Origin of the sequence: Cellulophaga sp. HaHaR_3_176, from assembly GCF_019021925.1 — a bacterium.
Lineage (GTDB): Bacteria > Bacteroidota > Bacteroidia > Flavobacteriales > Flavobacteriaceae > Cellulophaga.
This window is the reverse complement of the sequence record NZ_CP058990.1, coordinates 643,110-659,511: the sequence shown is the minus strand read 5'-3', so window position 1 is coordinate 659,511 and position 16,402 is coordinate 643,110. Positions and strand designations below refer to the sequence as shown.

At 32.5% G+C, this 16,402-nt stretch carries 16 protein-coding genes and 1 pseudogene; 15 read left to right on the top strand and 2 right to left on the bottom strand.

Annotated features, from left to right (window positions below):
- Window positions 1-3: 3 nt before the first annotated feature.
- Window positions 4-828 (bottom strand): N-acetylmuramic acid 6-phosphate etherase, encoded by an 825-nt coding sequence (gene murQ / locus H0I23_RS02950; protein ID WP_216784980.1) that lies wholly within the window; start codon window positions 826-828, stop codon window positions 4-6.
- A gap of 127 nt (window positions 829-955) precedes the next feature.
- Between murQ and H0I23_RS02945 the strand changes: the two genes are divergently transcribed.
- From H0I23_RS02945 to H0I23_RS02910, 8 genes are all read left to right on the top strand, one after another.
- Entirely contained in the window at window positions 956-2,230 is a 1,275-nt protein-coding gene (locus H0I23_RS02945) for an MFS transporter (protein ID WP_216784979.1), read from the top strand.
- On the top strand, window positions 2,223-3,815 hold the full coding sequence (locus H0I23_RS02940) for a glycoside hydrolase family 3 protein (RefSeq protein ID WP_216784978.1): 1,593 nt from the start codon (window positions 2,223-2,225) through the stop codon (window positions 3,813-3,815). Before H0I23_RS02945 ends, H0I23_RS02940 begins: the two co-directional genes overlap by 8 nt.
- A gap of 21 nt (window positions 3,816-3,836) precedes the next feature.
- A complete protein-coding gene (locus H0I23_RS02935) occupies window positions 3,837-4,913 on the top strand; it encodes an anhydro-N-acetylmuramic acid kinase (protein WP_216784977.1) in 1,077 nt (358 codons plus the stop codon).
- 73 nt (window positions 4,914-4,986) lie between these two features.
- A complete protein-coding gene (locus tag H0I23_RS02930; protein WP_216784976.1) occupies window positions 4,987-5,247 on the top strand; it encodes a DUF4212 domain-containing protein in 261 nt (86 codons plus the stop codon).
- 24 nt (window positions 5,248-5,271) lie between these two features.
- Window positions 5,272-6,981, top strand: coding sequence for a sodium:solute symporter family protein (locus H0I23_RS02925; protein WP_216784975.1), 1,710 nt, complete (start codon window positions 5,272-5,274; stop codon window positions 6,979-6,981).
- Between the two features lie 20 nt (window positions 6,982-7,001).
- The gene (gene acs / locus H0I23_RS02920; RefSeq protein ID WP_216784974.1) at window positions 7,002-8,909 is read left to right on the top strand and encodes an acetate--CoA ligase; all 1,908 of its coding nucleotides are present in this window, start codon (window positions 7,002-7,004) and stop codon (window positions 8,907-8,909) included.
- Window positions 8,910-8,990: 81 nt separating this feature from the next.
- On the top strand, window positions 8,991-9,470 hold the full coding sequence (locus H0I23_RS02915) for a hypothetical protein (protein ID WP_216784973.1): 480 nt from the start codon (window positions 8,991-8,993) through the stop codon (window positions 9,468-9,470).
- Window positions 9,471-9,643: 173 nt separating this feature from the next.
- Complete coding sequence (locus H0I23_RS02910; RefSeq protein WP_216784972.1) at window positions 9,644-10,195, top strand: toxin-antitoxin system YwqK family antitoxin; 552 nt, start codon at window positions 9,644-9,646, stop codon at window positions 10,193-10,195.
- Between the two features lie 127 nt (window positions 10,196-10,322).
- Here the strand turns inward: H0I23_RS02910 and H0I23_RS02905 are convergent.
- Window positions 10,323-11,290 (bottom strand): annotated as a pseudogene (locus tag H0I23_RS02905) (IS110 family transposase).
- Between the two features lie 414 nt (window positions 11,291-11,704).
- Between H0I23_RS02905 and H0I23_RS02900 the strand changes: the two are divergent.
- The 7 genes from H0I23_RS02900 (at window position 11,705) to H0I23_RS02870 (ending at window position 16,368) form a co-directional block, all read left to right on the top strand.
- The gene (locus tag H0I23_RS02900) at window positions 11,705-12,355 is read left to right on the top strand and encodes a DUF4304 domain-containing protein (protein ID WP_216784971.1); all 651 of its coding nucleotides are present in this window, start codon (window positions 11,705-11,707) and stop codon (window positions 12,353-12,355) included.
- A 202-nt stretch (window positions 12,356-12,557) separates the two neighbouring features.
- Window positions 12,558-12,968 (top strand): immunity 70 family protein, encoded by a 411-nt coding sequence (locus H0I23_RS02895; protein ID WP_216784970.1) that lies wholly within the window; start codon window positions 12,558-12,560, stop codon window positions 12,966-12,968.
- 227 nt (window positions 12,969-13,195) lie between these two features.
- Window positions 13,196-13,591: a transposase gene (locus H0I23_RS02890; protein WP_254073593.1), complete on the top strand. Its 396-nt coding sequence runs from the start codon at window positions 13,196-13,198 to the stop codon at window positions 13,589-13,591.
- Window positions 13,591-14,448 (top strand): IS3 family transposase, encoded by an 858-nt coding sequence (locus H0I23_RS02885; RefSeq protein WP_216783348.1) that lies wholly within the window; start codon window positions 13,591-13,593, stop codon window positions 14,446-14,448. The genes H0I23_RS02890 and H0I23_RS02885 overlap by 1 nt, the downstream gene beginning before the upstream one ends.
- Before the next feature lie 33 nt (window positions 14,449-14,481).
- Window positions 14,482-14,766, top strand: a complete 285-nt coding sequence (locus H0I23_RS02880) for a hypothetical protein (protein ID WP_216784969.1) — start codon at window positions 14,482-14,484, stop codon at window positions 14,764-14,766.
- Between the two features lie 44 nt (window positions 14,767-14,810).
- A complete protein-coding gene (locus H0I23_RS02875) occupies window positions 14,811-15,506 on the top strand; it encodes a DUF1963 domain-containing protein (protein ID WP_216784968.1) in 696 nt (231 codons plus the stop codon).
- 298 nt (window positions 15,507-15,804) lie between these two features.
- Entirely contained in the window at window positions 15,805-16,368 is a 564-nt protein-coding gene (locus tag H0I23_RS02870; RefSeq protein ID WP_216784967.1) for a Crp/Fnr family transcriptional regulator, read from the top strand.
- Window positions 16,369-16,402: the final 34 nt, after the last annotated feature.

Genomic DNA, 16,402 nt, shown 5'->3' with positions numbered 1-16,402 from the left:
TGTCTATTTAGCTTTTTTTATTTCATAAGCATTTACTGCTTCTTGCACTGAACCATATTTTTTTAATAAAACAGCTGCGTCATCATAAGAAATAGCAAGAGCCTCTACAATATAACGCGTACCACGATCTACTAATTTATCGTTACTTAATTGCATATTTACCATCTTATTACCTTTAACTCTACCAATTTTAATCATCAGCGCAGTAGTAATCATATTTAACACTAATTTTTGCGATGTACCGCTTTTCATTCTAGTACTACCTGTTAAAAATTCAGGTCCAACATTAACAGCAATTGCTATGTCCGAAATTTCAGCTACGGGAGAACCTGGGTTATTTGTGATTCCTGCCGTTAAAATTCCGTGTTCTTTTGCTTTATGAATACCACCTATAACATAAGGCGTTGTACCTGAAGCTGCTATACCTACCAAAACATCATTTTCGTTAATATCATGCTTTTTTAAATCTAACCAAGCTTGTTCTTTATGGTCTTCTGCATTTTCTACTGCTTTTCTAATCGCAGTATCACCACCTGCAATAATACCTACAACGCGTTCGTGTGGCATACCAAAAGTTGGAGGGATTTCTGAAGCATCTAAAATTCCTAATCTACCACTTGTTCCTGCTCCTATATAAAATAAGCGACCTCCTTTATCAAAACGCTCTGCTAAAGCATCTACTAACTTTGTAATTTCAGGAATTACTAATGCTACAGCATCAGCTATTTTCTGGTCTTCGTTATTTATATTTTGAAGTAATAAAGCGGTATCCATCTGCTCCAAATTGTCATAATTTGAAGGTGTTTCTGTAATTTTCTTGTAACTCATAATGTGTATAAAACACAAATATCGTTTTTTAAAAATATAAATAGAACTCAAAACTATCCTATCTTTAAAGGTTTAATTAATTATTAAGATTTAATAGTTTTATATTTAAAATTCAAACAAAAAGTTAATGATTAAAAAAGATAAAGGTGCCTGGGCTTGGGTACCTGTTTTATATTTCACACAAGGCTTACCTTATGTACTTGTCGTTACCGTTTCGGTAATAATGTATAAAAATCTGGGTGTCAGTAATGAAGATATTGGTTTGTATACCAGCCTACTTTACTTACCATGGGTTTTAAAGCCTATTTGGAGCCCTTTAGTTGATTTAAAAAGTACTAAACGCAATTGGTTTTTAGCTATGCAATTGGCCATTGCTATTGCACTATTTGGCGTAGGACTTACCATACCTACAAATATGTTTTTCACCACTACCCTAGCCTGTTTTTGGATGGCAGCTTTTGCTTCTGCAACAAATGATATTGCTTCTGATGGGTATTACATGCTTGGTCTTACAGAAAAAAAACAATCTTTTTTTGTGGGTATGCGTAGTACGTTTTACAGGTTAGCAATGGTTACAGGTGAAGGATTAATCGTTTTTAGTGCTGGTTTTTTAGAAGAGAAATATGGCGATAATACTAAGGCTTGGAGCATAACAATGACTGCAACGGCTTTTTTAATGTTGGCATTAACAATCTCTAATTATTTTGTTGCTCCTAAATACGAATCATCAGACAAAAAAAACCTTGAAAAACCGAGTAGCTTTTCTGAAGTTTTCTCTTCTTTCTTTAAAAAACCACAAATCGGAATCGCACTAGCATTTATATTAACTTATAGATTGGGCGAATCACAATTAGTAAAAATGGTATCTCCTTTTTTATTAGATACACATGATAAAGGTGGCTTAGCTTATACAACAAAAGAACTTGGCCTTTTATTTGGTACAATTGGTGTAGTGGCTTTAACCATTGGCGGTATTTTAGGAGGCATTTTAATTTCGCGAGATGGGCTAAAAAAATGGATGTTACCAATGGTATTATCTTTAAACGTTCCGAACATACTTTATGCTATTTTAGCACTAACAAAAACCACTAGCATTATTGCAGTAACAGCAACTGTTGTATTAGAAAAATTTGGTTATGGGTTTGGGTTTGCTGCTTTTTTAATGTATCTAATTTATATAGCGAGCGGAAAATCAAAAACCTCTCATTATGCAATAGCAACAGGTTTTATGGCTTTAGGTATGATGCTACCAGGCATGATTAGTGGTTATATTCAAAACTGGCTAGGTTATGGCGGCTTTTTTGTTTGGGTAGTTATTGCAGCTTTACCTGCTCTATTTCTTTTAAAATATATTCAATATCCTGCTGATTTTGGGAAAAAAGACTCCGTTACTAATGAATAGTATTATTTCATATTCACAAGCAGAAAATACCCTTTCATTACACGAAAAAATAGGGCAATTATTTATGCCTGCTGCTTTTATAAATGATTCTGAAGAAGAAATTCTTCACATAGAAAAACTAATTAAAGAGCAACACATTGGTGGCTTATGTTTTTTTCATAGTCGAGCAAGTGCTGCTACTAATTTTGAAGGCCAGAAAAAAATTGTTTATAATGATAATAGTTTTACGACATTAAAAAAATTAATTAAACGGTATCAATCTGCTGCAAAATACCCGCTATTAATTAGTATTGATGCGGAATGGGGTTTGGCAATGCGCATAGAAAACACGCCGCAATACCCATATGCAATTACTTTAGGTGCTATTCAAAATAATACTGAATTATCCTATAAAGTAGGCCAAAAAATAGCAAATGATTGCAGTGCGGCTGGTATACACTGGAACCTAGCTCCTGTTGTCGATATCAATAATAATCCAAATAACCCAGTAATCGGGTACCGATCTTACGGAGAAGATAAAAATAAGGTTACTGAAAATGCATTGGCTTTTATTAAAGGATCGGAAAGTAAAGGTGTTTTAACTTGCCTAAAGCATTTTCCTGGCCATGGCGATACCGAAGTTGATTCTCATTTAGGGCTTCCTTTAATTACTAAATCTAAAGAGGAGCTTTTAAAAAATGAATTATTCCCTTTTCAACAATTAATTAATGAAGGAGTAGATAGTATTATGGCTGGGCATTTATCCATTCCTGCTTTAGCAGATGGTGATGCTATACCTTCAAGTCTTTCTAAAAAAATGTTAAAAAATTTATTACGTGATGAAATGAATTTTAAAGGTGTTGTTATTTCTGATGCTTTAAACATGCACGCAGTATCAAAAAACTACCCTATAAAAGGTGTCTTAGAGTGGCTGGCTTTTGATGCTGGTAATGACATTTTATGCTTTGCAGAACATATACCAGAAGGTATTGAAACTATTAAAAAAAATGCAACTTTAGTTCAAATAGAAGAAAGTTTTAAACGTATTTGGCACTTAAAAGAAAAGGCTTTTAAATTAGACTTTAAAGCGGCTAAGCTTAGTGAAGCAAAAGAATTAAACCAAGCAATTGCAACAGCAAGCTTAACACTTTTAAAAGGCGATATTACTAATTTTGATAAACAAAATTTTATTGGAATTGAAATCACCCGAAAAAAAATAAATTCTACTTTTTTTAAAAATATAACTGAGCAGGTATCATTCAAAAAAATATCCTCTAACGAAAATTCTATAGCAGAAATCCAGCATCAGATAAAAGAAAAAAACAATATACTCCTGGCTATATTTCCTCCGAAAGTGAAGCCCGGTAATTTATTTGATATACGTAAAGAAGAAATAGATTTTATAAATGAGATTTTACAAACCAAAAATGTAACTCTATACCTCTTCGGTAACCCGTATGTATTAAATCACATAAAAACAGATAAAGTCAAGGCTGTTATTATTGCATATCAAAATTTCGAAGAATTTCAAGAAAATGCAGCAAAACACTTTTTAGGAAAAAATAAAGCGATTGGTAAAGTTCCGATAACTATTAAATTTATTTAAACAAACATATAGCTTGATAGCATGAAAGTATTTAAAATTATAGGCTTAATGTCTGGCACATCTTTAGATGGTTTAGACCTTGCTTATTGCCACATTTGGGAAGCTAATAATAAATGGGAATTTGAAATTAAGAAAACTAAAAGTGTTAGTTATTCTCCTAAAATGGAAATTAAACTTAAAGATGCTATTTTTCTTTCTGCTGCCGATTTATTACAATTCCACAATAGTTATGGTACTTGGTTAGGTAAACAAGTTAAATTTTTTATTGATGAGGAAAAATTAGAGGTCGATTATATTGCTAGTCATGGGCACACTACACATCATCAACCTAAAAAAGGCTTTACCTATCAAATAGGTTCTGGGCAGCATATTACAAATGAAACTGGTGTAGAGGTTATCTGCGATTTTAGAACTAACGATGTTGCTTTAGGCGGCCAAGGCGCCCCTTTAGTACCTATTGGAGATCGATTATTTTTTAGTGATTACGATTTTTGTTTAAACCTCGGGGGTATCAGCAATATATCATTCGAATATCAAAACAAAAGAATTGCTTATGATATTGGTTTAGCAAATATGGGCCTTAATTATAGTACCCGAAAAGCAGGCTTTGCTTATGATAATGGTGGTAAAATGGCTAGAAAAGGGACTATTAACACGACTATGTTAAAGGCTCTAAATTCGTTAGAGTATTATAATCTTCCTTTTCCTAAATCGATTGGTTACGAATGGTTTTTAAAAGAAGTTGTTCCTATAATTGATGCTACTGACGACTCTATTGAAAATCTACTACATACATCAGTACTGCACGTTTGTGAAAAAATTGCGGAAGATATTTTGCAGAACACAACAAAACCAGAAAGCTCATTATTAATAACAGGTGGTGGTGCTTTAAATGATTTTTTAATTGAAACACTACAACTTAAGCTTGGCAACTATGTTAAAGTTATTGTTCCTAATAAAACTATAATCGAATTTAAAGAAGCTTTAATATTTGCTCTAATGGGTGTTTTACGAATTAATAAACAAACAAACGTATTATCTTCTGTTACAGGAGCACAAAAAGATTCAATTAGTGGTGTAATTTATATTCCTAATTGAAATTTAAGATAGCCTATCTCGCTACAAATTATTATATTAGAACATTATAACTCAACTTAAAAGAACCTTTATAATGTCCGAAAAACAAAAAAAAGCAACTGCTTATTGGAAGGAAAATGTCCGATATTTATTTATTCTTCTAGCCATCTGGTTCGCTGTTTCATTCGGAGCTGGAATTTTATTTAAAGATGCACTCGACCAAATACAAATTGGTGGTTTTAAACTTGGTTTTTGGTTTGCCCAACAAGGTTCTATTTACGTTTTTGTTATTCTTATTTACATCTATATTAGATTAATGAATAAGCTTGATAAAAAATATGGATACAACGAATAAACTACCAACTAAAAACATATACTTATGAGTGTTCAAACTTGGACCTATGTATTAGTGGGCATCACTTTTGCTATTTATATCGGAATCGCAATTTGGTCTAGAGCTGGTTCTACAAAAGAATTTTATGTAGCTGGTGGCGGTGTTTCTCCATTAGCAAACGGAATGGCTACTGCTGCCGATTGGATGTCTGCTGCTTCATTTATATCTATGGCAGGTATAATCTCTTTTGCTGGCTATGATGGTTCTGTTTACCTTATGGGATGGACTGGTGGTTATGTATTATTAGCATTACTACTAGCTCCTTATCTACGTAAATTCGGAAAATTCACTGTTCCTGATTTTATTGGGGATCGGTATTACTCAAAAACTGCTCGTATCGTTGCTGTAATTTGTGCATTAATTGTTTCTTTTACATACGTAGCAGGGCAAATGCGTGGCGTGGGTGTTGTATTTTCAAGGTTTTTACAAGTAGATATTAATACAGGAGTCATCATCGGAATGGTGATTGTTTTATTTTACGCTGTTTTAGGCGGAATGAAAGGTATCACTTATACTCAAGTAGCACAATATTGCGTACTAATTTTCGCCTTTATGGTACCTGCGATTTTCATATCGATACAAATGACAGGAAACCCTATTCCGCAATTAGGCATGGGATCTACAGTAAATGACGGTTCAGGAATGTTTCTTTTAGATAAACTAGACGGTCTATCTACCGAACTTGGCTTCAATAAATATACCGACGGTTCAAAATCTACCATCGATATATTTGCAATTACACTAGCATTAATGGTCGGTACAGCAGGCTTACCGCATGTAATTGTTCGTTTTTTCACTGTTAAAAAAGTAAAAGATGCTCGTAAATCGGCAGGAATAGCATTATTATTAATCGCTATTTTATATACTACAGCCCCTGCTGTATCTGTATTTGCAAAAACAAACTTGATTAATACTGTAAGCAACAAGGCCTATTCAAGCATGCCACAATGGTTTAAAAATTGGGAAGACACTGGTTTATTGGCTTTTGATGATAAAAATAATGATGGAAAAATTCAATACGTAGCCGATAAAGCTAAGAATGAATTGACTATTGATAATGACATTATGGTATTGGCAAACCCAGAAATTGCAGATTTACCTGCTTGGGTAATAGCATTAGTTGCTGCTGGTGGATTAGCGGCTGCGCTTTCTACAGCTGCTGGGTTACTTTTAGTTATCTCTGCCTCTGTATCTCATGATTTGATTAAAAAAATTATAAAACCAGACATTTCGGACAAAGGCGAATTATGGGCTGCTCGTATATCGGCAACTGTGGCTGTTGTTATTGCTGGCTATTTTGGTATAAACCCACCAGGGTTTGTTGCCGCAGTAGTTGCTTTAGCATTTGGTTTAGCAGCAGCTTCATTTTTCCCAGCCATTGTACTGGGTATTTTTTATAAAAAAATGAATAAAGAAGGTGCTATTTCAGGTATGATTGTAGGCACTTTATTTATGCTTTTCTATATGACAAAATTCAAATTCGGGTGGTTTGGCGGAGGTACGCCTGCAGAATACTGGTTTAATTTCGGAAACGGAGGAATCTCACCAGAAGGATTTGGTAGTATTGCTATGATTGCTAACTTTATAGTAGCTATAGTTGTAATGAAATTTACACCAAAACCACCGCAAGAGGTTCAAGACATTGTAGAAGATATAAGAATACCTAGTGGCGCGGGAGAAGCAACGGGACATTAAAAAATTTAAAAAAGTTTTAGATGAGTAATTACCATATCAAACATTTAGAAGAATATTTTCAAGTTTATAGAAAATCAGTAAGAAACCCAGAAGCTTTTTGGGAAGAAATAGCCGAAGAGCATTTTGTTTGGCGTAAAAAATGGGATACCGTTTTAAGTTGGGATTTTAGTAAACCAGAAGTAAAATGGTTTGAAGGCGCTAAATTGAATATTACAGAAAACTGTATTGACAGGCACCTACCTACACGAGGCGATAAAACAGCAATTTTATTTGAACCTAACGACCCTAATGAAGAGGCTGAGCATATTACATATTATCAACTACATGAGAGAGTTTGCCGTATGGCAAATGTTTTAAAAGATCATGGTGTAAAAAAAGGTGATCGCGTGTGTATTTATTTACCTATGATACCTGAATTGGCTGTATCTGTTTTAGCTTGTGCTAGAATAGGTGCTATACATTCCGTAGTTTTTGCTGGTTTTTCATCAAATGCATTATCTGCAAGAATCAACGATTCTGATTGTAAAATGGTAATCACTTCTGATGGTTCGTACAGGGGCGCTAAAACAATTGATTTAAAAGGTATTGTAGATAAAGCTTTAGAAGAATGTCCTGGTGTAACTAATGTTTTGGTCGCTAAACGTATTAATACAGACATACCCATGAAAGCTGACCGTGATAAATGGTTGCAACCACTTTTAGACGATGCTTATGGAGATTGTGTGGCAGAAATAATGGATGCAGAAGATCCTCTTTTTATTTTATACACCTCAGGGTCAACAGGTAAACCCAAAGGTATGGTACATACTACAGGTGGTTATATGGTATATACAGCATATACTTTTAAAAATGTCTTTCAATATCGAGAAAACGATGTGTATTGGTGTACTGCAGATATTGGGTGGATTACTGGTCACTCTTATATCGTTTATGGCCCATTAGCAAACGGAGCTACAACAGTAATGTTTGAAGGGGTACCATCGTACCCTGATTTTGGTCGTTTTTGGGAAGTGATTGAAAAACATAAGGTAAATCAATTTTATACCGCACCAACGGCTATAAGAGCTTTAGCCAAAGAAAATTTAGAATATATAGAAAAGCATGACTTATCAAGCTTAAAAGTACTAGGCTCGGTAGGTGAACCAATAAATGAAGAAGCTTGGCATTGGTATAATAACAATGTAGGTAAAAAGAAAAGTCCGATTGTAGATACATGGTGGCAAACAGAAACTGGTGGAATTATGATAACGCCAATACCATATGTAACCCCCACTACCCCAACCTATGCTACATTACCATTTATAGGCATACAACCAGCCTTAATGGATGAAGAGGGTAATGAAATAAAAGGAAACCAAGTAGATGGGCGTTTGTGTATAAAATTTCCTTGGCCATCAATGGCACGTACTATATGGGGAAATCACGAACGCTACAGAGATACCTATTTTACGGCATACAAAAATAATTATTTTACAGGTGATGGTGCTTTGCGCGACGCTGTAGGATATTACCGTATTACAGGGCGTGTAGATGATGTTATAATTGTATCTGGTCATAATTTAGGAACTGCACCAATAGAAGATTCTATTAACGAGCACCCAGCAGTAGCAGAATCTGCAATTGTAGGCTTCCCACATGATGTAAAAGGAAATGCATTGTATGGTTATGTTATTTTAAAAGAAACTGGCGAAACTAGAGATCGAGATAATTTAAGAAAAGAAATAAATCAGCAGATTACAGAGCATATTGGGCCAATTGCTAAACTAGATAAGATTCAGTTTGTTTCTGGCTTACCAAAAACACGAAGTGGAAAAATTATGCGTCGTATTTTACGTAAAATTGCGAGTAATGATATTTCTAACCTTGGTGATACCAGCACTTTATTAAACCCAGAAGTTGTACAAGAAATTATAGAAAATGTTGTTTAAAATAATATTTCACATACATATAAAACAGAAATAACCGTAATTATACGGTTATCCGTACGTTGTACGCAAGCTGAAAAACCAATGAAATACATTTTTAAATTCTTACTTCTCACATTTTTATTAGCTTCCTGCTCAAATCAAGAAAAGCGGATAATCTTACTAGAAAATGAATTGAATATTGACCTTGGCGAAAACTATGAAGTTATTAAAGATGAAGACATATCGCACAATGGATTTGAAAGCGACTATACTCTGAATATTAATATCAAACTGAATAAAGCAAAACTTGACCGAATTATAAATCAAATCGAATCGGAACCATACTTTGACCAATTAAAAAGGTTCAGAAGCGAAAGAGGTAGATATCGAATTGCAGGAAATGAGAATATGGAATTTTTCAAAGTGGTAGGCGATTCATTATTAAAAACTAAATATCGAGGAAGTTGGTTTCGGACTGATTATGGATTTGAATTCTTGGATATGGAAGATGGGAATGAGCCTATCGAAGGTGAAATTCACTTGAAAGAACAAATATTAAAATTTGAATTTAACCATTTATAGCGGAATTAAAGCCAGCGTACAACACCATGTATAATTAATTGCTTTGGTCGTTGCCTATTTGGAAAATTCCTTCGGAATTTTCTCGCGTTCGTTTTTGTTTACTAAATTAGTTGCTGAAACACGCAACTAACCATACACAATCACGTTGGCAAACATTAAAGAAAGTGCATTTTATGAAACAAATTTTTTTCCTAATTCTGATAGTGATTTTTAGTTCTTGTAGTACAAGTAAAGAATATTACGAAAATGGAATGATTGAAAAGACTGGGAAAATTTCTAATGGACAAAAAAACGGTAAATGGAAATACTACTTCAAAAATGGAAATTTTCAAGGTGGAGGAAAATATAATAACGGAAAAAGGACTGGACTATGGAAATGGTTTCATAATAATGGAGAATTAGAACAAATCGGAGAGTTTCTGAACAATGAACAAAATGGAGAATGGAAATTTTATCACGATAACGGAAACCAAGCTGGAGTTGGAACTCTGATTCACGGAAAAAGAATTGGAAAATGGACTTGGTATCATACAAATGGAGAATTATATACTGAAAGAGAATGGAACGATGGAAAATTAACAAGAATTATTTCTTGTTATGATGGTCAAGGTAAAGAATTGGATAAAGGAACTTTTAATAATGGAAATGGAACAATGAAATTATACGATATTGATGGAAATCTATTGGAAACAATTCGTTATGAAAATGGAGAGTATATAAAATAACGATTTGCCAACAAAGAACTGAGGTAAAAAACAAACAAATTCTTCAATAATTTGAGACACTAATAGTTTAGGCTCAAAGATTCAATAACTTGATTCTTTGAGTTTTTTTATGCTATGTATTCTCTATTTATCTTGGCAATACAGAAACGTAAGTTTCATCATACGGTCTTCCTGATTTTGCAATAGCAAAGCATTGTTTAAGCAGCTTATTTGCTACAGCAATTAATGCAACTTTCTTGCTTTTACCTTTATTTACTATGCGCTCATAAAGTTCTCGGCAGGCTTTATTATGCTTACAGGCATTAAACGAACATAAAAATAATAGATTGCGCAGTTTTCTATTACCGACTTTACTTATCCGTGATCTACCTTTAACACTACTGCCAGACTCCCTTATAGTAGGCGTAATTCCAACGTAACTGCATAACTGTGCTACGTGTTCAAACTTTGAAAAACATCGGTTATAACAATTAACATAATCGCTGTCTTATCTCCTATTCCGGGTATACTTTTTAAACGTGTTAAAATATCCTGATGCACTTGCTTTACTAAATCTAATAATTTGTCTTCTATTGTCTTTATTTCTTGCTGTACTTGTTTTAAAATACGTCTTATAGAACTAACAACAGCTTTACTTGGATTACCCAATACAGATTCTCCGTGTAATTTATTTTTAAGCATCGTGCTCTGTTTTGTCAGCCTTGATAGTAGCCTTGTCATTTGCAGGCATTCTATTTGATGTTTAGAATTTCCTTGCCATAACTTTAAATCTACCTGTTCTGCATAAGAACAAATCAGTTTTGAATCACTTTTATCGGTCTTTATCTTAGATAACTTCATCTGTATAAAACGCTTTACTGATAAAGGATTTTCTACCGATACTTTTACTCCTGATTCAAGTAAATGATAAGCCAATTGATAATGATAGTATCCTGTAGCTTCCATTACACAATGGCTCTCTTTACTTAAGAGTTTTACAAACTTATTAAAACCAGTTACAGTATTTTTAAACTGATAGTATTTACCATCGGAATCTGTAACATCAAATACTAAATGACTAATGTCTATCCCAAAATATTTAATATCTTTATTCATAAGAAAATGTTTTTTTTGAAAGGACAAACTACGCGAGTTTCAACAACTTAAAATCGAGGTCAAAGCCTCATAGAACTGTACAAAATCTGTGTAGAAAAGAGAGGGGATTTTCAATGTTGACGAGATCTGTAGTCTCTACGTATAAAATAATCTTATTCCTCTCTTTTGTTCTTTCTGTTTATCTTTCTAATTTAATGAATTACAAACTTAAGATGTATAAAAATAATTGCGGTTTTGGTGCTTAATCGGAAGTACAGGCATATCTGCGAAGTCCGCCAAATTTTTTAATTTAAATTTTTAGAAAATAAGATAAATAGTAAATTAAAAAATTTGGCTCGTGTACAATCCGAAAGTTTAGCGTCTATTTATACGCTACGTTTCATATACATAAACGTTACCAACAATTAGATAAAAATGATAAAAGATAAGTTTAAAGAAATTGTGAAAAGTGGAATTCACCCAGCACTGAAGGAAGCTGGATTTAAAAAATCTGGAAATCACTTTATCAAAAAACTTAACGAAACACAACAGGTAGCTACACTTCAATTAAGTCAAGGAAATTCTCACGAGCAACTCCGCTTCTATTTCAGATGTGGAATCTTAATCAATGGTTTGAAACCAGAAAATCGAGATTTAAAATCAGAAATGTATGCTGATTATAGATTTAGTATTAATAGAATAACTGACGAATTCGAAAGTGATGAATTTAATATTACAAATATTACGGAAATAGAACCAATTGCTGAAAATTTAAAAAAAGTAATTGAATCTGACTTAATTCCTTTTTTTTATAATCACGAAACTGAAAAAAGTTGTATCGAATTTATGACTTCACAAGATAGCTTACAAGGTAGTTTTGACTTAATTAAATACTTATGTATAAATAATCAAATATCAAATTTGGAAGATTATATGATTCGCTTAACTAAGTTTCTTAAATCAATAAAAGGAAAATATAACGATCCGAATACTGCTCGGAAAAGAGTTGATAAAATGATTTCTTTAATCGCTGAATATGAAAAACTAACTCCTGAGTTAAAAGAAAAAATAGAAAAAAGTTGGTAACACCACCTATAGTTAATGCGGAGATTCTACTAAACCGAAAATTCATACTTTTACTTAAGTCCGCCAAATCGTTGATTTGGCTTTTAAAATGGAAAAGTAAAAAACAAAATATAAAAATTCGGCTCTGTGTTTATCCGAAAAGTTAGTGTCTTTTTAGACGCTACGTTCCATACACTAACCGTTGTAAGCAATTTGAGAAAATATGGGTCTTCATTTAAGTACAAGTCATTACATCTATGAAATTGGGACAAGCGATTTTTTGATTTCATTTTTTGATACAATTGAATATCGTCTTACAAAAGGTTTTTTTGGAAAAAAATATCCAATAGTATTAAATGAATTTTATAATGGAAATCTGAAATACGAAAATCTAGAAAAAGCGGAACGAGAACTCAAGGATATCCAAAAACGATTAAAAAAATTTAAACCATCAAAAGTTGTTTGGGACAAAAATGATTTGAATAAAAAACCCCCATGGGGAGATAATATTAGTTCGGATATAACCGACCTATCAAATTATCATGTTACTTCAGATGGAAAAGTTTTATTCGACGTAATATTTCGGGCAATTGAGAAAGGTAAATCCGAAAAAAGCGGTATAAAGATTGAATAAAAACTCCTTACAACAAAGCCTATAATTAATCCGGACTTGAGGTTTATCTGCCAAAGTCTGTGTGTTTTTGGTAGGTCGCAAAATCTTATGGACTTTGCATTTTAGACAAAAAAGAAAAAAACAAAATAAAAAGATTTGGCTAAGTGCTTATTCGGAAATTAATTACTTTTAAATCCCGTACTAACCATAGCCTAAACGTTGCCCACAAATTTGACCCGTCCTGAAATATGTATACAAAACACTTCAAGTATATGTATAAAAATGATGGATATGTAAAACGCTATAGTGAAAGCTTTAAGCTCAAAGTCTTGGCAGAACTTACCAAAGGAAACCATTCCAAAAGACAAATTGCATTAACTTACGGTATTCAATCCAGTACTATAAACGTATGGATCAAAAAGTATGATCGTAAAGATTTAATGAATACCCGTGTAACCGTGCAAACAGACGATGAACTTTCCCGTATCAAAGCCCTTCAAAAAGAGCTCAATCAACTTAAGGACCTTCTCATTAAAAAGGACCTGGACAAACTGGTGACCGATAGCTATCTCGAGGTAGCGGCCGAGAACCTAGGCTATAGAGATGTTGAAGAATTAAAAAAAAACTTAAACATAAAGCCCTAATGAAAGTAGCACCGATAAACCGTAATGAAAGGCTCTATTCAATTTGTACTATCTGTAATGCCTTTGATCTGAAAAGAGATGCCTATTACAAATTCCAAAAACGTTTTGTTATCAAAAAACAGATAGAACAAGATGTAATCCAACTTGTTCGGGAAAGTAGAAGAACACTACCTCGAGAAGGTACCAGAAAACTCATGAGATCATTAAAAAATGAGTTTCAAAAGTACGACCTTAAAGTCGGTAGAGACCAGCTGTTCCGTATCCTAAGAGAAAATCGATTACTCGTTAGAAGAAAAAAATATTCTTCTAGAACCACAAATTCATATCACCGGTTTTACAAGTATGGCAATATTATAAAAGACTTGAAAATCAATAGACCTAATCAAGTCTGGGCTTCCGATATAACCTACATCAGAACCATTAAAGGATTCTGTTACCTAGCATTGATCACGGACATGTACTCACGTAAAATCGTTGGATATGACCTAAGTGATAGCCTAGAACTAAAAGGGTGTGTCAGAGCTTTAAATAAGGCTATTTACAATGCTAAAAACATTGACCAACTTATTCATCACTCGGACAGAGGTATTCAATATTGCAGTAACGTCTATACCCAAATACTAAAAAGAAAGAAAATTAAAATCAGTATGACTGAAGAAAACCATTGCTATGAAAACGCCCTAGCAGAAAGGGTAAACGGTATTCTAAAAGATGAATTCTATCTTGACCAAACCTTTACCAGCGTGATACATGCTAAAAAAGCAGCAAAAAATGCAATCAAATTATACAACTCTAAAAGATTGCATTTATCTTTAGATTATAAAACACCTAATTACGTGCATCAATATGCCGCTTAAAACTAATATTAATCTGTAGCCGTATTTTAGGACGTGACAGTACTAATTCGTTTAAAAAACATAGACCATTACTCACCTAATGATATTAGTGAAATGGACAAAAAAAAATACGTTAGTCAAAAAGACAAATCCCAATATATTCCTGAAAATGAAGCTTACTTAGAATTAAATAAGTTGATAAAAGAAATTAGCGCAAAACTTTGGGATGATCAAAACGCTAAAAAAATGCTTTACTATACCGAAATGCTACTTTTCTCAATTGCTGATAGAGAAATTTATATGGATATAACTAAGAAATTGACATTAAAAATAAAATAATGAAATGCTAACAATGTTAGCTGTAATTTAAAAAAAGAAAAAAATTGACAATTAAAGAAGTAAAAGAAAAAATCTCTAAAGACATTACCCTTTTTACCGTTGGTGGGTTTAGACCTGAAAATACAATTCAAGAAAGTTGGATCGGAAAGGTTTCTGCATATAAAGCTGATGAAACTATTCCGACAGATAAAAATGGAGAATTAATGCTTCCATTAGCTCAAATTTATATTCCGAATTTACCTTTTATTCATCCTAAGTTATCGAACACAAAATTATTGACAGTTTTTATCTCAAATGAATATCCAGAATGTTTTGAGAAAATGGGAGAAAATTGGATAATAAGAGAGTATGAAAATTTGGAAGATATTACGATTAAAGATTTATCAAATCCAAAATCCTTTATAAAACAATTTCCTTTAAAAGCAGAAAAAAAACAAGATTGCCCAATTTGGGATGGTGGTGGTTTATCATCTGAAATGGAAGACGAGATACTTAAACTTGAAAATAGTGGGGAAATTGAAAGCTACTATGATATTGCGGATTTTCATCAATATGAACATAAAATTGGTGGATTTCCTTCATTTTGTCAATCTGGAATTGATTTTGGAGACGGATTTGAATTTGTATTTCAAATTACGTCTGACGAAAAAATAAATCTAAATATAATTGACAATGGAAGTTTGATGTTTGCTAAAAATGACCAAACAAATGAATGGAGTTTATATTATGATTTTTACTAAAAAAATAAAACCTACGGGCAACAATGGCTATAATTGATAAGGGTTTTGTGCTTAAAATAAAATCTAATCATTTCTAGTAAGGTTCCCCCCTAATCTTTTTATTTGACTTTAATATTAAAAAAGGTAAACAAAAAATATTCTGTTATATGCGTGGCGAAAACCAAACGCTATTAAATTATAAAACTGTAAAAAAATACATTTATCTTTAAAGTATAAAACACCTAATTATGTGTGCTTAAATACCGTTTAAAACAAGTATTAATTTGTAGCCATATTTTAGAACGTGACATTAAATAAAATGGAAAAATTAAAAAACTGTATTCTTAATCAAATAGTCATTGAAGAAAAATCAATGGATAATATTCTTTCAGTTTTTGAACCATTAGAAATAACTAAAGGTGAATTCTTTCTCAAATCAGGAAAAATCTGTCGGCAAATGGCATTTATTGAATCTGGTTATATGAGAATGTATGACATTGTAGATGGAAAAGAAATAACCTTATGGATTGGTAGCAATAGTAAATTTATAACTTCACTTTCAAGTTTTATTTTCGAAACATACAACAGTTGGAATATACAGGCAATTACTGACTGTAAACTTTACATCATCAATCGAGAAAATCATTTTAAACTTAGCAAAGCAGAACCTAAATGGTTAGAATTTGATAACATATTACTAGCAAATTCTTTTGCTTTATTAGAAAAAAGTATGTTCTCTCAACTACATACTACAGCTAAACAAAGGTTTCTTAGTTTATTAGACGAAGAACCTGAACTTTTTAAAAATGTTCCGCTACAATTTATAGCTTCTATGTTAGGAATTACACCAGAATCATTAAGTAGGTTACGAAAAATGAATTAACTATCATTTGTCAAGAGAAATTAAAGCTTGTTTA